Raw genomic sequence first — 21,921 nt, 5'->3', positions numbered from 1 at the left:
CCGACCCCCACACGCACGAAACGACACCGATACACGACATCCAATGACTCAGGACGAATACTTCCCTGCCGTTGAGACCGTATCGTACGAAGGACCGGAGTCCGACGACCCGCTCTCGTATGCCTACTACGACCCGGAGCGCCGCGTCGGCGAGAAGACGATGGCGGAACACCTCCGCTTTTCCGTCGCCTTCTGGCACACGTTCGTCGAGGAGGGCACCGATCCGTTCGGGGCCGGCACGATGCAGCGGCCCTGGGACGACGTCGAGGACCCGATGGAACGCGCGGAAGCCCGCGTCGACGCAGCCTTCGAGTTCATCGAGAAACTCGGCGTGCCGTACTTCTGTTTCCACGACCGCGACGTCGCGCCGAGCGGCGAGACGATCGCGGAGTCCAACGCCAACCTCGACCGGATCGTCGACCGCATCGAAGACCGGATGGACGAGACCGGCATCGAGTTACTCTGGGGGACCCCCCAGCTCTTCTACGAGCCGAAGTATGCCCACGGCGCGGCGACCTCACCGAACGCGGACGTCTACGCCCACGCCGCCGCCCAGACGAAACAGGCACTGGACGTGACCACCCGCCTCGACGGGGAGAACTTCGTCATCTGGGGGGGCCGCGAGGGGTATACAACGCTGCTGAACACGGACATGGACCGCGAGTTCGAGAACCTCGCACGCTTCCTCCGGATGGTCGCCGACTACGCGGACGACATCGGCTTCGACGGGCAGTTGCTGATTGAACCGAAGCCCAAGGAGCCGACCAAACACCAGTACGACTTCGACGCTGCGACGGTGCTCTCCTTCCTGCGCAAGTACGGGCTGGAAGAAGACTTCAACCTCAACTTGGAGGGAAATCACGCGACCCTCGCCGGCCACACGTTCCAGCACGAACTCCGTTACGCGCGGATCAACGACGCTCTCGGCAGCATCGACGCGAACCAGGGCGACAAACTGCTTGGCTGGGACACTGACCAGTTTCCAACCGACACGAAGACCACGACGTTGGCGATGCTGGAAATCCTCGAGGCCGGTGGCATCGCCCCCGGTGGCCTGAACTTCGACGCGAAGGTTCGCCGGGAGTCCTTCGAGCCGGTCGACCTCTTTTACGGCCACGTCTCCGGAATCGACACCTTCGCCAAGGGTCTGCTCGTCGCCCAGGACCTACGAGAGTCCGGCGTTCTTGAAGAGTTCGTCGAATCCCGGTATTCGGGCTACGAGGAGTCTATCCACGCCGACGTCGCCGCAGGGCAAACCGATCTGGTCGCTCTCGCGGAGTACGCGGAGAACAACGGGCCGCCGGAACTCGATTCCGGCCGACAGGAACGCCTCGAACTGATCCTCAACCGTCACATCGCCAAATTCTGATCTCGGCGCCGTTCGTTCCTGACTCTTGCGGGATACCGGCCATCGTTCTTCGTCCGCCCGTTCGCTGGCCGTTTCGTCCCCCTCACCAAGCGCAACCACCCGCTGCCGGTCAGGGAACTATCTTGTTGGATGGTACCATGGGATACGACGATGACAGGGCACGCATTGCTGGATACACCGTCGGGTAACGCGGTCGTCGTCGCACTGGACCACGGGCTCTCGCTGGGGGCACCGGAGGAGTTCGCATATCCCGCCGCCACGCTCGATCACGTCCTCGCCGGCGAACCGGATACGGTTCTCGTCGGACCCCACTTCGCACGTCGCGACAGCGACCGAATCGAACGCGTCGGTATCGAGACGATACTCACAGCCGACGTAGTGACCTGATCGACCAGTCCGGGCCACGACGAGGGCGAGGACATCTGGACGCCGGCCTTCGACGTCGAATTACTGTGTGATCTCGATCCCGTGGGGGTCAAGACGATCCTCGTGTTCGGGCGCGACGGCATTGCGACCTTCCGCTGGAACGTCGAGTACGTCGCCGACACGCTGAGTATGGGTTGGGAGTTCGGGGCAGACGTCCCCCAAGGCACCCTACACCGGCAGCGTCGGCTCCTCCGAAGAAATCATCGCGAACACACCGGTCCCGGTAATAATCCTCGACGGGCCGGCAGGTGGATCGACGCGGGAGATGTTCGCCTTGGTTGAGGAGGCGATGGACGCCGACGCTCGGGGACTGCTGATCGGGCGACGGATCTGGAAGTCCGATGACTCTGCCCGCACAGTCAGCGTACTTACTGGGATCGTCCACGACGGCCGCTCGGTGGCGGTCGTCTGAGACTGACCGCGCGAGCAACGGACAGCCGTTACGAGGGCTACTCGCCGCGGTTGCTCGCTTCGACCCGGTCACGATACGAGTCGACGAACGAGCGGACCTCCTCACGAACGGGATCGGCAGGGAACTGCTGCTGGCCCCGTCGGAGGGCCCATGCGACGTCCCCGGTTGATCCATCAAGAACCCGTTGGACGCCGGGGATGAAAAGAGTGGAAAAGAATGGCCAGCCACGTGCTCGCGGGGAACGTACCTTGATGTAGCGTCGGGGCGAACGACCGCTATGGGCGTGCTGGACTCGTTTCGGCTCGACGGACGGACGGCGATCGTGACTGGCGGCAACCGCGGTATCGGGCGGGCCATTGCCGAGGGGCTGGCCGACGTCGACGCGAACGTCGTGATCGCGAACCGAGACGAAGACGCCGGGGCGGAGGCGGCCGCCGATATTGCGGCGGACGCCGACGTTGAGACACTCGCCGTCAGGACCGACGTCACCAGTGAGGCCGACGTGCGGGCGATGGTTGAGGAGGTCGTCGATACTTTCGGTGGTATCGACGTGCTCGTCAACAACGCCGGGGTCACCTATCACAACAGCGTGGCGGACAAATCCGTCGTGGAGTTCCAGGAGACGATCGACATCAATCTCACTGGTGCCTATCGCTGTAGCAAGTATGCGGGCGAGGTGATGAAAGGCGACGGTGGCGGCGTGATCCTGAACGTCTCCTCGATGTCGGCCTTCGTCGCGAACTATCCACAGCACCAGGTCGATTACCAGGTCTCGAAAGGTGGGATGGAGGCGTTCAAGAACCAGCTGGCATCCGAATGGGCCGAACACGGGATCCGCGTGAACAACCTCAATCCCGGCTACGTCTTCACCGACAACATCGTCCACGGCGAGGAGACGGTCGAAACCTGGCGGTCGGAGATGCTCGTCGACGAGTTCGCTCGACCGGCCGACATCGCGCCACTTGCCGTCTACCTCGCCTCCGACGCCGCGTGGTACGTCACGGGCGAATCGGTCGTCATCGACGGAGGCTACACCGTCCGGTAACCGCGTCAGGCTCCCCCTCTACCGGGAGAGCAGCGACTATCAGACCGTCTCGGCGAGACGGCGGCCGTTAGAGAAACACTACTGGTCCAGGTCTCGCCAGCTGTGCTCGGGTTCCCATCCTAGGAGGTCGGCCGCCTTGGAGAGGTCGACCAGCCCTTCGTGGCCGGCAAAGTCGGCCCGTCGTTCCGCGTCGGGGTAGAACTCCTCGACGATGTCGGCTGTCGGTGCGTCGGCCGTCGTGTCGCCGGCGACCGCCCAGAAGGTCTCGTGGCCATCGAAGTCCGCCTCGATGGCCTTGCGGGCGATGGCGGCGGCGTCCCTGATCTCCAGGTAGCTGAAGAGCACGTCGTGTCCGGTCGCCGGGTGGACCTCGTCCAGCCGATTGAGCGAGCGATCGGGTTCGACGAAGGACTCTCGCATCTCCTCCTCGGCCGTCACCCACGGGTACCGCAAGGAGGCGATAGTTAGATCGGTCGACGGCTGGCGTCCGACGCCGTCGGCGGTGACCTCCATCGCGTGTTTGGCGATGCCGTAGGAATCGTCGGGCGTCCGTGGGTGGGTTTCGTCCACCGGTAGGTATCGGACGTCGGCCGGTCGCTCCTGGTGTTCGCTGCCGAGTGCATTGATACTCGAGGGGAGACAGACCGCCTCGAGGCCGAGGCCGTCCGCGGCCTCAAGCACGTGCATCGCCGACATCACGTTGCTCCGGTACACCTCGTAGTCGGGATTGCCGTAGGGGTTCGGGATTGTCCCCATGTGAACGATCGCGTCTGCGTCGCTTTTGGCCACGGCTCCGTAGGTCTCTCCGGCGTCGAGGAGGTCCGCCGTGATGTACGAGTCGGCGACCTCTTCGCGGCGCTTCCCCCGGGAGATGTCGACGGTCTCGTACCCGTGGTCGGCCAGGTGGGCCAGAATCGCGCTGCCGATCTTTCCGTTCCCGCCGGTGACGGCGACTGTGGATATCGTCATCGTGGTATACTCACTCTAGCAGCCCTTGAATGTAGCCGATCGCGAACAGCCGGCCCATGTTTGTGTAGCCGGCCATCGCCTCCTCGCGGTCGTCCTCGCCAACCATGCGGGGGACGTGGTCCGGCCGGATCGGCCCGTCGAAGCCGACCTCTCGGTAGGCCTCGATGGCCGCTTTCATGTCCGTCGGCCCCTCGTCGTGCCACGTCTCGACGAACGAATCGCTGTCGCCCGCGACGTCACGGAAGTGGACGAAGTGGATGCGATCGCCGAACTCCCCGATCGTCTCCGGGATGTCCGCGCCCATGGCCGAAAAGTTCCCCTGGCAGAAGGTAATGCCGTGGCGCGGACTGTCGTGAAGGTCGAGAATCCAGCGGTAGTCCTCAACCGATGTGACGATGCGGGGGACGCCACGGATCGGCGACCGCGGCGGGTCGTCCGGGTGGAGCGCGAGATTCACCCCGGCCACCTCCGCGACCGGAACAACCCGGTCGAGGAAGTACTCGAGGTTCTCCCGGAGTTCCGCTTCGGTAATCCCGGCTGCCGGGTGGTCCGGTGCCCGTTCCAGCCACTCGCTGTCGAAGCCGATCATCTCGGACCCGCCGCGGCCGGGTAGCGAATCCGACGTCCGGACGACGCCGACGGGATTCTCGGTCCAGACCCAGCAGTACGTGTCGATATCGAGCCGCCCCATGTTCCGGATGAGGGTCTTCACCGTCTCGATCTCCTCGTCGCGGCCATCCTCACCGAGGACGGTCTTCTCCATCGGCGGGCGGTCCTCGACGACGTCGAGGTCGAAGCCGTGATCGCGAAAACGGGCTACGGTCCGTTGCAGGTGGTCGAATTCCCACCACTCCTCCTCGCCCCAGAAGCGGACGACCGCGCTGTCGACGCCCAGTTGCTTCGCGATGGTCCACCGCTCGTCGGGCCGCGGTGGCAGGATGAGCGCCGGCTGCATGGCGTCCGGGTCGGGATCGTCGGCCCTGGCCCGGCTAGCACCGCGGTCGGCGTCAGCGCCCGTTTCAGCTGTCATGCCTGCTCGCCCCGCTTGTCGACGAAGCCGCGAGTGCTTCCGATCGAATCGGATCGATACAGCTCCGGGTCTCGTCGCTGCTCGCTTGTCACGCGCATGTGGTTCCATATTCACACACGGACTCGAAATACGTTGGGGTGACTACGATCGCATTCCACCTCGATTTCGGCCGATCATCGCTGTCCTGACACTGTCGCCATCAACCCTTGCCAGCGGTTCGCCGCGGGGATGCCCAACCATTATTGGGTTACTACGTGAGGGGTACGTATGGCAGTTCTAGACCAGTTCAGGCTAGATGGTGAGACGGCGATCGTGACGGGTGGCGGCCAGGGGATCGGGAAGGCGATCGCCGACGCGTACGCCGAGGTGGGTGCGAACGTCGTCGTGGCGAACCGAAGCGAAGAGAGCTGTCAGGCGGCGGCGACCGAGATCGCCGAAGCGCACGGGACCGATACACTGGCAGTTCCGACCGACGTGACGGAGGACGAGGAAGTGCAGGCGCTGATCGACGCGACGGTCGAGGAGTTCGGCGGCCTCGACATCTTGGTCAACAACGCCGGGATTGCCCAGCACAACCCCGTCTCGGAGAAATCCATCGCGGAGTTCGAGGAGACGATCGACGTGAACCTCACGGGCGCCTACCGCTGTGCGAAGTTCGCCGAGGACGAACTGCGGTCGGCCAGCGGCGTGATCGTCAACATCTCCTCGAACGCGGCCTTCATCGCGAACTACCCACAGCACCAGGTCGACTACCAGGCCTCGAAGGGCGGGATGGAGGCGTTCAAGAACCAGCTGGCCTCCGAGTGGGCAGACGACGGCGTCCGCGTGAACAACATCAATCCCGGCTACACCGACACGGGGATCATCGCCGAGGTCGATGAATCCTGGGTCGAGACCTGGCGCGAGGAGATGTTGCTGGACGAGTTTGCCGATCCAGAGGACATCGCGCCACTCGCCGTTTACCTCGCCTCCGACGCCGCCAGCTACGTCACTGGCGCCTCAGTCGTTATCGACGGCGGCTACGTCGTGCGCTGACGCGATCGACGCCGGGATAGGCGGGACGGTCCGTCACCGGAACTTCATACACGCCGGTGCGGCGATGGAAACGCCGGCCGCGTCGGATTCTCGCAAGTCGCCGTCCGAAAACTCGAGTGGGAGGACTGCGTTCGAGTGCTGGTTGCAAACGTAGATTGTGCTGCCGACGGGCGAGAACGTGAACTCGCGTGGCCACTGGCCGCCGCTCGGGGTAGTGCCGACAAATTCTGGCGTGGACGGCTCCGCCGCGACATCGAAGCGGGCGATGCTGTCATGGCCGCGGTTCGAACTCAGGAGGTATTCGCCCCGCGGATCGATGTGGATCGCCGCGGCCATGTTCTCGCCCGGATCGGGATCCGGAGGGAGCGTCGATATCGACTCAGTCGCCATCGGGTGCCGAACGTTGGAGAGGTCGAGGACCGTGATTGTCGAGTCAAGCTCGTTGACGAGGTAGCCGACCGGAACGTCCGGATGCCTGACGAAGTGGCGCGGGCCGGCGCCCGACTGGACGTCGAGGTGACCCGATTCGACCGGCCGGAGCCGGTCCGCCGCTCGATCGAGTTCGTACACGAACAGACGATCGGTTCCGAGGTCTGGCACGTAGACGACATTGTCGGTGACGAAGTTCGCCGAATGGGGGTGGGGACTGGCCTGTCGCGACGGATCCCGGCCACTCCCATCGTGCTCCTGGCAATCCACGACACCGGCGAATTCCCCCTCGGACCCGAGGCCGACGAGCCCGACCGACCCGCCAGCGTAGTGGGAGACGACCGCGTATTTGCCGGTCGGGTCGATGGCGACGTGACACGGCCCATCCCCGCCGGAGGAGGTTCGATTGGATTGACGGAGCCGGCCGGTTTCATCGTCAAGGTGGCACGAGACGAGCGACCCGTCCTCGACTTCCTCGACGGCGACGAGCGTCTCGTTCGAGGGGTGAAAGGCGAAGAAGGAGGGATTGGCCGCCTTGACGATATCACGTTGCTCGAGTGTGTGTTGATCCGGGTCGACGGCGAATGTCACCAGTCCGTCGCCCCCGTCATCGGTGTACGTCCCGACGACGGCGAGGTTCTCCCGTGATCCCGTCATCGGTCCCATACCGTTGCAGCGTCCTCCGCCGACCGCCAGCACTCGAAGAAGGCGCCTGCCGGGTGATAGTCGGGTTCGACGCCGGGTGGCTCCGGTGGGATCGGGTCGCCACACTCCTGCGCCGCGAGGCATTTCTCGTACCAGAGACCCGCCGGACCACGATAGCCGTCGGCCGCCGCCTCGAGTTGGTCGCCCCACTTGTCGAACCGGCGTGCCGCTTCTTCGTCGCCGTGTACTTCCGCCCGTTCACGGAGGACGGCCGCCGCACCGAGCCCCTCGGCCACGGCCCACCCGTACCGGTCCGGCACGAGGATTTCCCCGTCACGGTCGACCGTGTAGGCGAAGCCATCAGTCGTCCAGCCGAGGTCGACCGCCGCGTCGAACAGTTCGACGGCACGCGAATACCACCCACCGTCGGTGTCCAGTCTTCTCGGGCGGGTCGCGGGATCGGTCTCGTGACGGTCGAGCAGGCCCAGCAGCTTCGCCCACTCGGCGTGGTGGCCGGGCTGGTACCCTGGCGGGCGAAACTGGTGGTGCGGTTCGTCGCGATTGTACCCGAAGTCGTGGTCCCACTGCGCGGTGTAATGTTCCCAGAGCAAGCCGCCGGTCTCCGCGGCCAGTTCGACGGTGATGCCGGCGGCGATGGTCCTGGCCCGGCCCAGATAGCGCTCCTCCCCGGTCGCTTCGTAGGCCGCGACGTACGCCTCGCAGGCGTGCATGTTCGCGTTCTGTCCCCGGTACGCTTCCAGTTCGTTCCAGTCCGTATCACAGTCACTCCGGAGCAACCCTCGGTCATCCCGAAACTTCTCCTCAAGGAGGTCGTGTGTCGCTTCCAGACCAGCCGTAACGTCGGTGATCCCCGCCTGTACGGCCCTGGCGTAGGCCAGCAGCACAAAGGCGTGAGCGTAGGCCGATCGCGTCTCATCCATCGGCTTCCCGTCACCGTCGACGACGAGGTAGTAGCCATCACCGTCGGCTGCCCGATGTCCTGTATCCAGGAACTCGAGTCCGTGTTCGGCCGCGGGAAGACACCATTCGGGTCCGTTCGCTATCGTCCCCATCGAGAAGTTAGCCACGGCGCGACACGTCGCCACGAGGTGCCTTTCGTTCGTACCGAACTGTTCGCCGGAGACGGGGTCAAGGAGTGAATAGCCCGCGTCGGCCAGGGTGTCCGGATACTGTATCCGGAGCGTAGCGAGTAACTGCGCTCTGTCTGCATCGGTCCCCTGCACCATGTTGGATTGGGCTTCCTATTCCGGCGCAAAATGCGTTGGGGTAACTGTGGCATGTTCTCAGCCCAACATCACCAACGTGTTCCGAAGGTGGAGATATGATGCACAGGTCTGCGGGCGACCATTCGTCTCGTTGAGTGTTCTCGGACACCCCCAACTTGCGAAATATAGATGAATTACTGAGCGCCTTCAGCCGGTACTAAATCCTGATGACGAAACGAAATTAGAAGTTCTTCGTCTGTTTCTACGCCTTGAAGAATGTACGAGTATCCATCTGTGGTTCGTCCGGTTTCCGTCCCAAGGTCGTCCGTTAGAACTTCAACAATCTCATAAACTACACCGTGATACCGAGAGCCAGGATCGTCAGAGCCGGCGTAGATTTGCACCCGGTCACCGACCGGATATGAATTACCCGGTTGCGGGATGTTCTCTATTGTCTCGTCTTGAATCGACAAACCCTGTCAGTCCATCGTTACATCTGCAGTCTCACTGAGCGATTGTTCCAATTCAGTTTTTAGCGATTTGACCAACTTGATGCAAATCTCCTCGTCCGCGGAAACCATGACATTAGCCTCGAGCCTAGTGAGGCCCCGTTTCCGGTCGTTGATGCTTGCACGCTCGAACACTGTGGCTACGAGTTCTACTGTACCCACCGCCCTGAAGACATCCAGAGAGTTGGGACGGCTGGGTCCTCCAGGACACCATCACAACAACGATTTAGACGAGTTCCCGTTCGTCTTCTACGACGAGGAACGAATGAACGTCGGTGTCGAGATTCTCGGTTATCAGCCGATCCAACTCGACACGATTGTCGATATCCTTGAGGAAGCGGCCCCAGGGACGCATCTTCAGACCCGAGCCGATCAAAGGATGTACTCACTACTGATGACGAATGATCGATAGCTACTGCCGGCAGGGGTACCCACTTCTACTTGAACGGAATTGACTCCCGCGCTGACGGTGAGTCCACCGTTGAACCCGGCGTTTCTTGATGGATTCGTCCGGGAACTGCCGGTGAGTTGTGTGTCTACCCCGTAACTGTCGACGACACTATCACCATCCAAAATAGACGCATTATAAATATGATATTATTTTGGATTTTATATTCATCCCCCATATCAGTCCCGCTATTCCTTAGCCAGAACATAATAATACTCAATCTACATTTACGATAACACAGCTGTAAGTGGGTGTAGCCTCAGTCTCTGCCTACTCAAATCTGACTGACCAGCGTTAACCCGGACACACCTGCCGTTAGAAAAGCTCGTCACTACAGGTAACCAAGTTTGACCGCCGTTGTATTCACTATCCTGACCATCGAACCGTTCTATGAGCAACTCTAACCGTGACTCAGCCTCTATTCAGCACGTCATACTTTGTCACCGCAGTATCGGGCCTTTGTCGTGGACTCCATACCATTCCTAGCCGTTCTCAAACTGGTTGACGAAGTTTCTCTGGATGAGTAGTTGGAGGTCTCCGATGTATCGACCGCACGCGAGGTCGATACTGCCGTTGACGAAGTCGAACTCCGCCGAGTAGAATACGATATCAACCGGGTGATTTCTCGTGTCGAGGAGTGTGGGCTACCTACCAAAACCGGGACGCGCCTTCTCGACCGTTCGTGAAGCTATCTCGGATGCCGAATTTGCCTATCTCTATAAGTTTGCACGTTAGCGTTATATCCGTCTGCTGGGAACGGCGCGGTACGGTTCCTCTTGGTCCCGGTTTGTGGTTTCATAGACCAGAACAGCACCGTCCTTTGAGATAGGGATGCGTCTCTCAGTCAGGGAATCCGGTTCCGGAGATCTGGCTGATATTGTATCTTGGATATCTTGCGGGCGTCACCGACACGCTTGCGCCGTTGGGGGTCTGTTCTGGTTTACGTTCGTACGCGTCAGCTCAAGCTCTGTATGGAGTAATTCGTTTGTTTCCGGATCGACAGCAGCGTACAGCCAGTACTGCTCGTTATTGAGTCGGATCACGGTTTCATCAACCGCAACGTGATCCGGAGTCCGTCCAAACTCGGGCTGTAGGTCGTCCTTGTGAATCCAGTTAATGAACAGTAGATCGTGCGCGTTCAACACCAAATATCTCAAGAATTGAGACAGTGTTCGAAAGCGAGAGTTCAGCAAGATGCAGCTGAATACTGAGCTTCATCAGCGGCTGTAGTATCGCTTCTCGTTCAACAAAATCTAAGTCGATCTGGTCTAAAAACTGCTGAAACGGTCGTTTTCTGGCATGGACACCTGAAAACCGCACCGCCTCACCTTTCAATCCTTATCTGAACACTGCCCTCATTATTATCCTCGGCCTTATTGAATGCTTTCTTGACAACATGAGATTGATGACACAGTTTAGTTGAGTGATTCGACCAAGTTAATCCCAAACCTGCCACTTCTCAAACTCACTCAACTAGTAGTACCAGGATCATAACGTCCAATAAATAGCATAAAATTGATGTATCATCTTCCTTACTATGATATAATCCGCGAAACTAATTAAAGTCTGAAACATCACCATCTACCTCAGCGAGTGCTTCAGTAGCTACATCACCGAGTTCTCCCGCTTCGATGTGTGAATACCGCTCTCGAACCATTTCTTCAGAATTATCGAGATACCGCGCCGCTACCGTGTACCCGAACGCGCGGACAAGTACCTCGCCCATTCCACGTCGACCACCGTGCGGGGCAAGATAATCGTGTTTCGGATGGTCGATATCGATCTCTGCGGTCTCAGAGAGTCGCTGGAGAACCGACCGTGCGCCGTCCGTGGTAATCGACGGCGGCCGAATATCCTCATCGAGCGCCAGCAACAGGTCGCGAGCGTACTCCGCTCGGCGTTCAGCGATTGCCTCCGGGCGTTCCCCTCGTTCGGCTAGCTCTTCCCGGACGAGCTCTGCGAGCGTCCGTTGGTCGAACGTCGGAAACACCGGCCACCGCTCCGTGGGTGGGTCCATCAGCTGGCGGTAGCTCCGCAACGGCGAGATCACCGGATCGGGGAGGCTCGCGGCGTCCCACTGCTGTTTCTTCCGGTAGACGTCCATACTCCCGTCGTCAAGGGATAGGTCCTCCCAGCGCACACCGCGCCGGCGCGGGTCATTCGGGTCCCGGAGGAGTTCGCCCACGCGGACGGCGGTGTACGCGAGGACGAACACCAGCGCCCGGTCACGAGCCGCCTTTAGCGCCGCGTAGCGCGCTCGCTGCTTGTCGATAGGGTCAGTATCCTCCCGGAGTGTCGTGTACACCTCGACGGCGTCGCGAGCCCGTTCGTCGACGTGGCGGGTAAGGGCGTGGCGCTGGTCCGACGTCCAGGCCTGCTGGTCGCCGGGCTTGCGGCCGTCGTCCTCCGGCAGTGGCGCCATCGCACTGGCCCGCTGCGCGTAGTGCGCTTCGAGGTAGCCCTCGTTGACGCACCAGCCACACCACGAAGAGATATAGCGATAATAGGTTTGTACAGTATTCTGCTTGAGCCCCCGATCTCCACCAAGATGCCGGGCGTACTCCCGGAACACGCGTTCGTCGAGATCGTCGAAGGTCGGCTCGCGGCCGACGTCGTCGGCGATCCCGGTCCAGTCGTCGGCGCCGCGGTCGCCGGCGGCCCACTCGGCGAACCGTTCGAGCTCGCGTGCAGCGTTACGTCGATAGTTCCCACCGCCGCCGCCCCGGCCTTTCCCCTTGTCTTGGAGGTAGCGCTCGAAGCTGTCGTCGAGCGGCGTCGAAAGCGCTCGGTCAGGCATTCACCGGCCCTCCACCGTCCTGCAGCCCCGGTCTCGGGTCCTCTACCCTGGGGGAAGCGTCGTCGTGAGTTGGTTGCAGCATTCGTGCTTCACCGACGGCGCCGGGGTACTTCAAAGTGGTCGTGATTACGGGCATAATCAGGACCACTTGCTGTATTTGAGCCATCGGGAGGATTCGGGGGTCTAGAGTCTCTTAGCGTCGGAACTCCGCACTACAGAAAGATGTATATCGTATATCGCTATACAAAATCTCAAGCCTCGTTCTCTGCGAGGTCATTCGTCGCCGAGTTCCGAAAGCCGAGCCTGGATTTCATCGGCATCCGCCTCAGAGAGCGCCTCAACACCGAACTGGACGAGTAGCGGGTAGAAGTGGCGATTTTTCTTGAACTCGTCCTGGCCCGCCTTGCGGAGCTTCAGCTGGGACTCGAGGTAGGTATCCTCCATCTCGTCGAGGACATCGTCGGGAATGTAGATCGTCCGCCCGTTCCACTCGTCCTTGATGTTTGTCTTCGTTTTGCTCGTTTCGTTCGTTTCACTCGTTGAAGTCGATTCGGTCGTTTCGGTCGATGAACTGGTTTCCACCGTTTCACTCACCTCACTCGTTTCGCTGGAATCAGCCTCGTCGTCCTCCTCTTCGTAGTTGCCCTCGATGCCGGAAGCATCACCCCAGCCGTCGCTCATGCTTCCACCTCCTCAGGGGCAGTCTTCTCAAACGTCTCGTCGAACAGGTCGGCAATCTCGTTGAACAGGTCGCGTGCATCCTCGACGCGCTGGTTCTCCTTGCCGAAGCCAAAGACGGACACCCCCTCGCCGATCGACTGGGAGAGGTCGGTCCGCTTCGGGATCTCGAACACCGGGAGGGAGTACGCCGACTTGATCTCCTCGATGGTGTCGCGGTGTTCAGCGTTCTGCTCGACGCGGTTACAGACAATCGCGAGCCGATTGATGTCTCCGTACGCCTGTTCGAGGGAACTCAGCTGCTTCGCGAAAATCTGGAGGCTGTTGGCGTTGAGCTTCTCGGGAATGACGGGGATGACGACGTTGCCGGTCGCGACCAGGGCGTTGTCGGTGAGGACGTTCAGGGATGGCGGCGTGTCGACGATGATGTAGTCGTAGTCCCTCTCGAGTTCGTCGAGTGTCATCTCCAACCGCTCGCGACTCTTCGGCGCCTCAAGCAGCGTCTGGATGTTCTTGTTGTTCGCGAGCTTCTCGCTGGCGGGAAGGATGTCGAATTCCTCGTGCTCGACGATGATGTCGTTCACCGACTCCATCTGGTCGAAGTCGAGGACGTCGAACAGCGTCGTACGGTCGGTATCGTAGTACAGATCGTTGTAGCCAAGCGAGCAGGTGAGCCCTCCGTGGTAGTCGATGTCGACCAGGAGGACGTCGTGGCCTCGGGCAGCGAGTGCGCCGCCAGTATGAATGACGTCGGTTGTCTTCCCCGCGCCTCCCTTCTGATTCGCCACCGTGATTCGTGCGGTGTTGGTGTCGGTCATTATCTTCGTTTCTCTCGTTGTGTTCGTTTCGTTCGTTTTGGTCGTTTAGTTCGGTGCGTTCGGTGAGGGTGTTTCACTCGGTGAGAGGATTACTACGATGTTAAAACCAACTGTTCGTTCCACTCGTTGAATCAAACGCACTCGTTGCCATCAATTGATTCGTTCTGTTCGTTACGTTCGTTTCCCTCGTTTTGTTCATCGAGTAGAGGGTGCCAGTTCGTTCCTCAGAATGCGTTCAATACATTCGTTTTTCTCGTTCAGTTCGTTTTGTTCGTTGAATTCGTTATAGTCGTTCCACGTGTTTTCAGCGGGAATCAGGACTACCTTCGAGAGTATGGAGAGAGATAGTGACTTCATGGCCATTCGAGTAAGACTTTTAACTGTTACCGGATTATTGGTAACCACCAGATGTACGAGGTACTCGACGACACCGCGGCGCAGGTCATCCTCGCTATCGAGAGTGGTGACTCCATCCGTCGTGTCGCCCAACACCTCCACACGCCGTACGAGACGGTAAGACAGGCCGTCAACCGACTCGAAGACGCAGGCTACGTCCGCTATGACGACGGCCTCTCAGTCGTCGACGAGCGCGTGAGGGACGCAGCACGAGAGCTCGTCGCTGCCAGCGCCGGCGTCAGTCCACCATCCATCGAGGAGGCCTACGTCATCCCGCAGTTCGGTGACTGGCCGTTCGCATTCACACGGATCGACGCCGTCTACGTGTGGGCCCAGGGCGGCTACCAGGTCGGTCGCAAGCCCGACGACTATCCACTGTTCCTCGCTGTTCGTGAGCAGGACGTCGACGCCTGGGAGACATTTTTCGAGTGGTTCGACCTCCCGACCGCATTCGAACGACAGCCCCGAGACGAACTGGACGGACCGCTGCAGATCGTCCTCGAGCCACGCGCGTCACTCGATATCGAGCACGTCGAAGGGTACCCAGTGATCCCGAGAGCAGAGACAATCGAGTATATGCGTGAGAACTACGCTCAGTTCCAGTCGGCGTTAGCAATGCTCGACCGGATGTACGAGGACCTCGACCTCGGCGTCACGTATCGAGAGACGGAACGGGCACAGCCATGAGCTTCAACAATCGAAGTGACGCACTCATCGAACTGCTCGAAGAGCTCACCCAAGAAGGCCACGAATACGTTCTCGTCGGCGGCTACGCAGTCTCAGCGTTCAACGCACGCTTCTCTACGGACCTCGATATCGTCGTCGCACCGGACTCCAAGGCCGAGTTCGTCCAATTCCTCGAAAGTCGGGATTTCGAGGAAACGGACAGCCACGCCAAGGAGTGGTTCTACGACACCGAAGTGATCGAGTACGAGAAGCGACTCACGCCGCAACAACCGATCGGCTTCGACCTCTTGGTGAACGGACTCGGGTGTCGTCAGACCGAGGCACAGTGGTCGTTCGACTACCTGTACGACCACAGCCACCAACAGGAGGTGAGCGGGGGCACAGTGACGACGACGGCCAGAGTGATCGATGGGGCAGTCCTCGTCGCAGCAAAGCTCCACAGCGGCCGCGAGACAGACCTTCGGGACGTTCTGGCAGTGGCGGAAGAGATCGACCTTGACGCTGTCACGCCCCACCTGCGGCGGGGGGACGACGATGAACTCCGGGAGCAACTTGAGCGTGGTCTGGAGATCTTGGAGAGTGACGAACTCAAACACGGATATCGGAGTGACTTCGGGGCCTCAGCTGTCTCAGAAGAGACGGTCACCACTCTTCAAGAGTATCTGTCTTCGCAGATTGACCACCTGAGCTGAAGCGGTCGGGACCTCGTAGATCGGAAGTGAAGATAGGGGCCTTCGGCGTGCCTGCAGTCTGTCAAAAAATGGAGGGGCGGTGTCAGTCGACCGTCGCTAACACACGGACGTCCGTAGCTGAATGTCGTTCCCGTTCAGTACGAGCACCGTGCTCGCGGAGGAACTCATCAATACGGTCGGCTAAGGACTCCGCATCCTCCCTATCGACGTGGACGATCAGCGTCGGATGTTCCTCGTCGCTGTTCTCGATCACGAGCGAGACATCCTTGAATTCGTCCGGCTGTCTATACGCCTCGAACTCATCGGCGACCTGGTCGGCCAAGTCGTCGAGTACCTCAATCGGTTCCTTTGTCATAGATTGTATTTCGGCTTTGGAAGGTTGTGCCATCGCGAGCGCGTGAAGAAAACGTGACTTTCAGAACCACCTCCATCAGACAAACGCGAACGGAGCCTTCTCACACCGATGGTTTACCGAGAAGAAGCCCGATCCACAGAAGGGACAACACGTTAGAGTGCTCACGGATCGCTATCGACAATGCTCGCAAACGCGACGTGCTCCTGAACTTGTTCGATTTCGACTGTTGGCTCGTCATCGGGTTGAGCGCCGGGAACGAGCACGACGTACCCCCGTGATCGCTTTCGAAATACAGTCGCCCTGATCGCCGACGGGTTCGGTTGTCACATCGCAGACTTCGCCTTCATCGACAGAGGGTTCTGAGGGGGCGCGGCTCACAATCTCCTGAGAGGAGCGTTGTTATGACCCCTGTTGTATCGATGGCTCCGCCGAGATGGGAGACTCAAGAATCGCTACTCGATACGTTTCGTCAGCTGACATCGCTTCATAATCTACTTCAGTGGAAGGGATATCACTACCTATCCACACTTTGATGTTCAAATAGGCTCATCGCTATGCTATTATCCGAGAGATTTATACGTCTGGGGGAAATAGATGCTTGTAGATGAGCTCCGATAACAACGAGACGAATGGAGGACCGGCCAAAGAACACAGTAATGCAGTCCACCCAGTCACCGTAGACGGCATTGACGACAAGTTCGAGGAGAACATCGTGAAGGCAAGCGAGCTCTTCCTCGTCGCAGAAGAGCAAGTTGATGACGACGCCAAACTCGACGCGCTCCGGGGTCCTAACGGCCCCGTCGACGAGAAATTCGACGCCGACGAGGAAGTCGACCTGACGGAGCCACACCGGCGTCATTTTGAGATTGATGTTCCGCCGGGTGGTTACATCTGAGATGAACGCCTCTGCTTTCGACGTCACTGCGGTGGAGAGCGACCTCCTAAAGGGCCTTACCGCCCTAGAGTCCGAGTATGAAGAGGTGGCACCAGCTGCGGACGATGGAGGTAACTACATTTTTGTCCGGCTGGGCACCTTCGACCTTGACCGGTTGGGTCCAGACTACGACCAGGACGAGACAGTCATCTACCACCGGTTCGACCGGCGGGGCCTCGACGGTGACCACTATGGGTTCGTCACGGTCAAGCGCCTTACTATCGACGGTCAGTATCCGGACAACACCCGGGAGAATCGTGATCTAGGCGATGATCTCCGGGATATGTTAGACACCGAGGAGACGCTGTTTTGGAGTCGCCGGTTCACCGACGAAGTGGACGTCACGGAATCGGAGGACATCAAGCGGGTCATTTCGCACGTTCGGAGGTGTCTTGAGTACCCATGGGATTGAGCATCCAAGACGAGCAGACAGCAACTCCGGCGACAGTTGACGAGTTCCACGTCGCACTCACCAAGGCTACCCGCGAAACTATCCGCTCGCTTCTTTTCGAGAATGATCGATTCAGGTCGATGCCGGAGCGAGGGCTGATTGCCGTCCTCCGGCCGTCGTCTGGGCAGAATCGTGTAACATACCTCATCGAGGAGGTCGTTCCTCCCGAGCAAGGCGACATCCAATTCGATGGCGGTCTGGATTTCGGCCGGGAGTACAGTCGCCGGGCGCGCGAGCTCGCGCAGGCACGAGATGAAGCGGGCCTCCTGTACTTACACACTCATTTGCCGGGAGGCAACACCCCTAGCGCAAAGGATACGGAAGTTGCGCGCGACTCTCTCTTCCGAGACGCCCGCAAACTTGGTGATGACCGCCCATTCGCTATGGGCATTGTCACGGAGGACGGGGGGTGGTCCATTATGTCATTCGAGTTTGACACGCCGAGTGTTGCAGAGGAGGTCGGTGACGGAGGTTACAGCGAATATGCTGCTCGAACGCGGCGTGCGTCCGCTGTCCGGATCTTCGGTGACAGGTTCCAAAAGATTCCCACAGACGTTGAGGCAACCGGTGCAGCTTCCGCGTTGACCGATGCTGATATGGAGATTCACGACAGCATCGACGTCGAGAACTTTTGGGGAGCCGCTGGACAGGCTCGTCTCAGCGCACTCCGCGTCGGTATCGTCGGGCTTGGAGGCGGAGGTTCAATCCTCGCACCAACGCTAGCCCGATTGGGCGTGGCCGAAGAGGTTTTAGTCGACTTCGACCTCGTGGATCACGCAAATCTGAATCGGGCGATGGGGGCGACAACTGTCGACGCAGATGTTCATCGCCCCAAGGTCCAGGTCGCAGCCCGGACTGCCCGAGCTGCCGCGACTAACCCCGGGTTCACGGTACGAGAAGTACAGGCGTCGGTATCCGAAGACCACCCTGATTACAGTGCTATCCTCGACCTGTTAGACTGCGATATCATCTTCGACGCCACTGATGCCGACAACGCCACGCGCGTCTTGGACGAGATCTCCCACGCCCACCTCATTCCCGTCATCGGCGGCGGCACCGACACCAACGTCGAACCAGGAGATCAAACCTTCGGTGAGCGTGCTGCTATCTCCACGATTGTCGTCGGTCCGGAACATACCTGCCAGCGGTGTGCCGGGACATATGACGACGAATCCGCTCGGCAGGCGATGGAACGGAACGACCAGGGAGGACCCGACAATTATGGCGTTGATGATGTTCTTGAGGATGACGACCGGGTCATCAGCATGATGCCCACGAATCTGGTTGCCACTGGTCTGATGCAGCTCCGGCTGTTGGATCTCGTCCTCGGGCTGAGTGGCGGTATACCAGCCGAGATGCGGTTTAATCCCCTCACTTGGGAGATGCGCCCAAAGCTCATCAGCCACAACGAGGGGTGTGTGCACCAAGAGATAATCGGCATTGGTGACACAGTTAACCTCAATCTCGGAACAGACTGGACGTATAAACGGCTTCGTGAGGCCGGTAATTGAGCTGAGAACCGGGAATAAATAAGCCCGTCAAGGCACTCTTCCTCGGCGATTTCGTGTTAATGCTTAGAACAGAAACAACCTCAATGATCACGATCACAGCGCTCGGAGCCCAAGTTGCGACCGGTTCAGTGATCGTGTGAGCACGCTCCCGTCGTCCCGGCAGTCGAGGGCGACAAGGGGTGTATCGGCGTATCCAGCCTCTGCACCACCTCCAATAACGGTGAGGCTATCCCACTTGCGCCGATACTCAGCTGGAAGTTGCGTCGAGATGTGGATATACTCCCCGTCAAAGTGCTCCAAGTCGAGTGCCGAGACATACTCCTCATGACCGACGAGCGGGGCCGAGACCGCCGGATGACCGATTCATTTGATAACACTATGCGAGCAAGTCGCGAGATTCGACGCGAACATGCGACCGGTTCGTTGTACTATCCTGTCTGATTTCGATTCGCTCACCAGCAGCGTCGACGAGCTCCTCTTGATGCGAGACGAGGATGATCTGATCCACCCCTAGCTCTCGCATTCGAGTGATTAAGCCGGAGAGTTCGTTGATGTGCTGCTCGTCGAGGTAGACGGTGGGTTCGTCGAGAATAAGTGGGGGAAGCGGTGCTCTGCCACTCAATCCTTCTGTGAGCAATTGATAAATTGCACACCGGAGGGCGAGATTAAACAGGGCTCGCTCACCACCAGAGAGATCTGTCGGGTCAAGTGCCTCTCCCGACTTCTCGTACACAGTCAGTTCGTAGGAATCAGAGAGCTCAAAGTGGGCATAGGAGTCGGTCTGGTAAAGCAAGTCGAACAACTCGTTGAGGAGTCGTTCAAGTTCGTCGACGTTCCGCGTCCGGAGGTCCTCTCGGAGGTCACGATACATCTGCTCCGCCACTTCGCACTGATGGATACCCGTTTCCAGACGGTCGATCTGGTCCGAGAGGGTATCCCGTTGCTCACGCTTTCGAGAGAGCTCATTAAGCGCTTCATTGATCCCACCTTTCTCAGATCGGAGCTCGCCCTGTCGGGATTCGAGATCCGCACGCCGCTGCTCAAGTACTGACTGCCACCGAGCAGCGCCGTCTCGCCGACGTTCAAGCCGCTGAATGCGCCCAGGGTCTAACTCCTCTCGGGTCCCTTCTAGTTCGGATTCCACTCGATCCCGCTCGTTTCTCCAGTGGTCGATTTGCGGATCGACATCCTCCTCCAGCCGTTCGTCGATCCGGTCACGCTCCCGGTGTTTCTGGTCTGCCTCCGAAAGGACTTCTTGTGCCTCGCTAAGCGCCCTCTGTTCGGTGTCCAGGGATTCCATCTCGTCGGTCAGATGCGCGCGTGCTCTAGCTGCTCGATCGGCCAAAGCCTCCAGGTGAGGGATAGCGGTGCGATTATACGCCGCCCGTGCTCGTTTTGTGGTGGCCTCCTCTTCGAGTTCATTGGCCTCCTCACGTAGGGCCTCAATCGTCTCAGATTGACCCCGAATCTCCCTACGGAGGTCTTCCTTCCGACTCTCTAATGATTCGTACCTTCCAGCGGCGTCTGCGAGACTGCGGGCCTCTTCGACTGTCCCCTCTTTCGCCGCAACCTCGGATTCTTTGTCCTGAATCTCTCGCTTGAGGCGACGGACCTTATCGCGATCCTCTTCGTAACTCGAGACATTGGGAGCATCTTCGACTTCCTGTCCGCACTCAGGGCATCGGCCTCTGATCAGTAGTAATCGTGCATGGCCCACACTGTCGCGAGCGGTTCTGAGCTTCCCCCGGAGGCCCTCCAGTTCTCCCCTTATAGCCTCCAGTTCGGCTATTTTCTCTTCCATGTAGGATTCAACAGCATCACGAGTGGTAGAACTCTGTGCGAACCGCTTCTCGATGTCTCCCAACTCACTCTCTACGTTCTCCAACGTCCCCCTGGGGTCGCTCAGGTCGCTTTCTTTCTCATCCGCCTCTTGACGACGCTCTTGCGCGGTCCCCTCGAGGTCGTCAGCGTCACTCTCCAGCTCTCCAGCAGTTGTCTTGGCTTCCTCTACAGCGTCGTGGAACTCGCTGACTCTCTCGTCCGCGACATCACGAGCTGTCTCGATCTGGTCCAAGCGCCTATCAATCTCCTCGATCCGCGACTTGACAGCATCTAAATCAAGACTCTCGACCGACGTTTCCTCAAGATGGTCCGCGGCGGTTGACTCGCATGATGCAATCTGGGTCACATACTGATTTCGTTCGTTTCCCAAGTCAACTCGCTTCTTTCGCTCTTCGCCGAGGTTGGATCGTACTTGTCTATACTCCGTCTCGAGGTCGTTGATCTGAGACTCTAATTCCTGTAGAGATTCAAGCTCTTCATTGGCCTCCCGCTGTTCATCTTCTAGCGGCGCGATTCTATCATCGAGAGTGCTGATCTCGTCACCGATCTCATCAAGCTCCGATTCGACACGTTCCAGTTGCTGCTCGAGTTCACGATCTTCAAGCGCGTCGATGTCACTCTTTACCCCTTCCAACGTCCCCTCTTTGGCATCTTTCACACTCTCGATACCGTTTCGAGTCATCCCCATCCGATTCTCGTAACGATCCAACTTCCCCAACTGGAGAAGCTGGTCGATCATGTCCTGCCGGTCGCTCGGGCTTGCGGTGATCAGCTTATTGATGTCACCCTGACGGACGTATGCACAGTTGAGGAACGCGTCGGCGTCCAACCGAAACAGGTCCTCGATTGCGTCATCGACGGGGCCAGGGTCCTCGATCGGCCCGTCAGGTGTCGTCAACGTGACGTCGTGATCAGTCTGAGTCTCGTACTCACGGACTTGACGTCGAACGTGGTATTGATTACCGTCATGTTCGAACCAAAGTTCGACGACCGCTTCGTCCTCGCCTTTCTCGATGACATCGACAAGGTTCTTTCCGGACGGGAGAGCGTCGGCCCCATAGAGGGCAAAGAAGCAACCTTCTAGGAGCGAGGTCTTCCCTGCGCCATTGGCTCCGTACATAGCCGTCACGCCGGCCTGGAGTTCGATCGATTCGTCGACGAAGCATTTGAACGAGTCCAATTGGATGCGTGTGAATTGCATGGATTAGCTCTGGGTG

20 protein-coding genes and 2 pseudogenes are annotated in these 21,921 nt (G+C 59.4%); 10 read left to right on the top strand and 12 right to left on the bottom strand.

Annotation, left to right across the window (positions count from 1 at the left end):
• Positions 1-43: 43 nt before the first annotated feature.
• The 4 genes from xylA to SM754_RS16400 all read left to right on the top strand — a co-directional run bounded on the left by xylA (position 44) and on the right by SM754_RS16400 (position 3,252).
• A complete protein-coding gene (xylA, locus tag SM754_RS16415; RefSeq protein ID WP_323677280.1) occupies positions 44-1,369 on the top strand; it encodes a xylose isomerase in 1,326 nt (441 codons plus the stop codon).
• Positions 1,370-1,519: 150 nt separating this feature from the next.
• A complete protein-coding gene (locus tag SM754_RS16410) occupies positions 1,520-1,756 on the top strand; it encodes a hypothetical protein (RefSeq protein ID WP_323677279.1) in 237 nt (78 codons plus the stop codon).
• A gap of 238 nt (positions 1,757-1,994) precedes the next feature.
• The gene (locus SM754_RS16405) at positions 1,995-2,207 is read left to right on the top strand and encodes a hypothetical protein (protein WP_323677296.1); all 213 of its coding nucleotides are present in this window, start codon (positions 1,995-1,997) and stop codon (positions 2,205-2,207) included.
• A gap of 277 nt (positions 2,208-2,484) precedes the next feature.
• On the top strand, positions 2,485-3,252 hold the full coding sequence (locus SM754_RS16400) for an SDR family NAD(P)-dependent oxidoreductase (protein ID WP_323677278.1): 768 nt from the start codon (positions 2,485-2,487) through the stop codon (positions 3,250-3,252).
• Between the two features lie 78 nt (positions 3,253-3,330).
• Here the strand turns inward: SM754_RS16400 and SM754_RS16395 are convergent, their stop codons facing one another.
• Entirely contained in the window at positions 3,331-4,221 is an 891-nt protein-coding gene (locus SM754_RS16395; protein ID WP_323677277.1) for an NAD-dependent epimerase/dehydratase family protein, read from the bottom strand.
• 10 nt (positions 4,222-4,231) lie between these two features.
• Entirely contained in the window at positions 4,232-5,176 is a 945-nt protein-coding gene (locus SM754_RS16390; protein WP_323677295.1) for a mannonate dehydratase, read from the bottom strand.
• A gap of 342 nt (positions 5,177-5,518) precedes the next feature.
• Between SM754_RS16390 and SM754_RS16385 the strand changes: the two genes are divergently transcribed.
• Entirely contained in the window at positions 5,519-6,286 is a 768-nt protein-coding gene (locus SM754_RS16385) for an SDR family NAD(P)-dependent oxidoreductase (RefSeq protein WP_323677276.1), read from the top strand.
• Between the two features lie 33 nt (positions 6,287-6,319).
• On the opposite strand, the gene SM754_RS16380 is transcribed toward SM754_RS16385, so the two are convergent.
• From SM754_RS16380 to SM754_RS16355, 7 genes and pseudogenes are all read right to left on the bottom strand, one after another.
• On the bottom strand, positions 6,320-7,381 hold the full coding sequence (locus SM754_RS16380; RefSeq protein ID WP_323677275.1) for a lactonase family protein: 1,062 nt from the start codon (positions 7,379-7,381) through the stop codon (positions 6,320-6,322).
• Positions 7,369-8,607: an AGE family epimerase/isomerase gene (locus SM754_RS16375; protein WP_323677274.1), complete on the bottom strand. Its 1,239-nt coding sequence runs from the start codon at positions 8,605-8,607 to the stop codon at positions 7,369-7,371. The genes SM754_RS16380 and SM754_RS16375 overlap by 13 nt, the downstream gene beginning before the upstream one ends.
• Positions 8,608-8,780: 173 nt before the next feature.
• Entirely contained in the window at positions 8,781-9,059 is a 279-nt protein-coding gene (locus tag SM754_RS20595; RefSeq protein ID WP_501993811.1) for a DUF8139 family protein, read from the bottom strand.
• A gap of 1,425 nt (positions 9,060-10,484) precedes the next feature.
• Positions 10,485-10,844, bottom strand: a pseudogene (locus tag SM754_RS16370) (transposase domain-containing protein); the annotation flags it as partial.
• Positions 10,845-11,098: 254 nt separating this feature from the next.
• Positions 11,099-12,340 (bottom strand): site-specific integrase, encoded by a 1,242-nt coding sequence (locus SM754_RS16365; RefSeq protein WP_323677273.1) that lies wholly within the window; start codon positions 12,338-12,340, stop codon positions 11,099-11,101.
• A 273-nt stretch (positions 12,341-12,613) separates the two neighbouring features.
• Positions 12,614-13,021: a DUF8160 family protein gene (locus tag SM754_RS16360; protein WP_323677272.1), complete on the bottom strand. Its 408-nt coding sequence runs from the start codon at positions 13,019-13,021 to the stop codon at positions 12,614-12,616.
• Positions 13,018-13,836 carry a ParA family protein gene (locus tag SM754_RS16355; RefSeq protein ID WP_323677271.1) on the bottom strand — a complete coding sequence of 273 codons (819 nt, stop codon included), beginning with the start codon at positions 13,834-13,836 and terminating at the stop codon, positions 13,018-13,020. Before SM754_RS16355 ends, SM754_RS16360 begins: the two co-directional genes overlap by 4 nt.
• A 408-nt stretch (positions 13,837-14,244) precedes the next feature.
• Between SM754_RS16355 and SM754_RS16350 the strand changes: the two genes are divergently transcribed.
• Together SM754_RS16350 and SM754_RS16345 are read left to right on the top strand one after the other, a co-directional pair.
• Positions 14,245-14,919 (top strand): helix-turn-helix domain-containing protein, encoded by a 675-nt coding sequence (locus SM754_RS16350; protein ID WP_323677270.1) that lies wholly within the window; start codon positions 14,245-14,247, stop codon positions 14,917-14,919.
• A complete protein-coding gene (locus SM754_RS16345) occupies positions 14,916-15,611 on the top strand; it encodes a hypothetical protein (RefSeq protein WP_323677269.1) in 696 nt (231 codons plus the stop codon). Before SM754_RS16350 ends, SM754_RS16345 begins: the two co-directional genes overlap by 4 nt.
• 82 nt (positions 15,612-15,693) lie before the next feature.
• Here SM754_RS16345 and SM754_RS16340 read toward each other — a convergent pair whose 3' ends face one another.
• Both SM754_RS16340 and SM754_RS20590 read right to left on the bottom strand, forming a co-directional pair.
• On the bottom strand, positions 15,694-15,966 hold the full coding sequence (locus SM754_RS16340) for a hypothetical protein (RefSeq protein WP_092635495.1): 273 nt from the start codon (positions 15,964-15,966) through the stop codon (positions 15,694-15,696).
• A 161-nt stretch (positions 15,967-16,127) separates the two neighbouring features.
• Positions 16,128-16,506: pseudogene (locus SM754_RS20590) on the bottom strand (TRAM domain-containing protein).
• Positions 16,507-16,570: 64 nt separating this feature from the next.
• Between SM754_RS20590 and SM754_RS16330 the strand changes: the two are divergent.
• Genes SM754_RS16330 through SM754_RS16320 form a run of 3 tightly spaced genes read left to right on the top strand, consistent with a single transcriptional unit; the run spans position 16,571 to position 18,862 of the window.
• On the top strand, positions 16,571-16,861 hold the full coding sequence (locus tag SM754_RS16330) for a hypothetical protein (protein WP_323677267.1): 291 nt from the start codon (positions 16,571-16,573) through the stop codon (positions 16,859-16,861).
• Position 16,862: 1 nt separating this feature from the next.
• A complete protein-coding gene (locus SM754_RS16325; protein WP_323677266.1) occupies positions 16,863-17,312 on the top strand; it encodes a hypothetical protein in 450 nt (149 codons plus the stop codon).
• Positions 17,303-18,862, top strand: coding sequence for a ThiF family adenylyltransferase (locus SM754_RS16320; RefSeq protein WP_323677265.1), 1,560 nt, complete (start codon positions 17,303-17,305; stop codon positions 18,860-18,862). The genes SM754_RS16325 and SM754_RS16320 overlap by 10 nt, the downstream gene beginning before the upstream one ends.
• Positions 18,863-19,238: 376 nt before the next feature.
• Here SM754_RS16320 and SM754_RS16315 read toward each other — a convergent pair whose 3' ends face one another.
• Positions 19,239-21,905: an AAA family ATPase gene (locus SM754_RS16315; RefSeq protein WP_323677264.1), complete on the bottom strand. Its 2,667-nt coding sequence runs from the start codon at positions 21,903-21,905 to the stop codon at positions 19,239-19,241.
• Positions 21,906-21,921 lie beyond the last annotated feature (16 nt).

It is taken from the genome of Halorubellus amylolyticus (genome assembly GCF_034808145.1).
GTDB lineage: Archaea > Halobacteriota > Halobacteria > Halobacteriales > Natrialbaceae > Halorubellus.
The sequence above is the reverse complement of the archived record's forward strand: the minus strand, read 5'-3'. Positions and strand labels throughout refer to the sequence as shown.

What these genes read in the sequence shown, in the direction of transcription:
- SM754_RS16410 (WP_323677279.1), top strand. Translation starts at nt 1,520, where the DNA reads ATGACAGGGCACGCATTGCTGGATACACCGTCGGGTAACGCGGTCGTC.
- SM754_RS16330 (WP_323677267.1), top strand. Translation starts at nt 16,571, where the DNA reads ATGAGCTCCGATAACAACGAGACGAATGGAGGACCGGCCAAAGAACAC.
- SM754_RS16340 (WP_092635495.1), bottom strand. Translation starts at nt 15,966, where the DNA reads ATGACAAAGGAACCGATTGAGGTACTCGACGACTTGGCCGACCAGGTC.
- SM754_RS16355 (WP_323677271.1), bottom strand. Translation starts at nt 13,836, where the DNA reads ATGACCGACACCAACACCGCACGAATCACGGTGGCGAATCAGAAGGGA.
- SM754_RS16400 (WP_323677278.1), top strand. Translation starts at nt 2,485, where the DNA reads ATGGGCGTGCTGGACTCGTTTCGGCTCGACGGACGGACGGCGATCGTG.
- SM754_RS16385 (WP_323677276.1), top strand. Translation starts at nt 5,519, where the DNA reads ATGGCAGTTCTAGACCAGTTCAGGCTAGATGGTGAGACGGCGATCGTG.
- SM754_RS16325 (WP_323677266.1), top strand. Translation starts at nt 16,863, where the DNA reads ATGAACGCCTCTGCTTTCGACGTCACTGCGGTGGAGAGCGACCTCCTA.
- SM754_RS16345 (WP_323677269.1), top strand. Translation starts at nt 14,916, where the DNA reads ATGAGCTTCAACAATCGAAGTGACGCACTCATCGAACTGCTCGAAGAG.
- SM754_RS16350 (WP_323677270.1), top strand. Translation starts at nt 14,245, where the DNA reads ATGTACGAGGTACTCGACGACACCGCGGCGCAGGTCATCCTCGCTATC.
- SM754_RS16360 (WP_323677272.1), bottom strand. Translation starts at nt 13,021, where the DNA reads ATGAGCGACGGCTGGGGTGATGCTTCCGGCATCGAGGGCAACTACGAA.
- SM754_RS16320 (WP_323677265.1), top strand. Translation starts at nt 17,303, where the DNA reads ATGGGATTGAGCATCCAAGACGAGCAGACAGCAACTCCGGCGACAGTT.
- SM754_RS16380 (WP_323677275.1), bottom strand. Translation starts at nt 7,381, where the DNA reads ATGGGACCGATGACGGGATCACGGGAGAACCTCGCCGTCGTCGGGACG.
- SM754_RS16375 (WP_323677274.1), bottom strand. Translation starts at nt 8,607, where the DNA reads ATGGTGCAGGGGACCGATGCAGACAGAGCGCAGTTACTCGCTACGCTC.
- SM754_RS16365 (WP_323677273.1), bottom strand. Translation starts at nt 12,340, where the DNA reads ATGCCTGACCGAGCGCTTTCGACGCCGCTCGACGACAGCTTCGAGCGC.
- xylA (WP_323677280.1), top strand. Translation starts at nt 44, where the DNA reads ATGACTCAGGACGAATACTTCCCTGCCGTTGAGACCGTATCGTACGAA.
- SM754_RS16315 (WP_323677264.1), bottom strand. Translation starts at nt 21,905, where the DNA reads ATGCAATTCACACGCATCCAATTGGACTCGTTCAAATGCTTCGTCGAC.
- SM754_RS16395 (WP_323677277.1), bottom strand. Translation starts at nt 4,221, where the DNA reads ATGACGATATCCACAGTCGCCGTCACCGGCGGGAACGGAAAGATCGGC.
- SM754_RS16390 (WP_323677295.1), bottom strand. Translation starts at nt 5,176, where the DNA reads ATGCAGCCGGCGCTCATCCTGCCACCGCGGCCCGACGAGCGGTGGACC.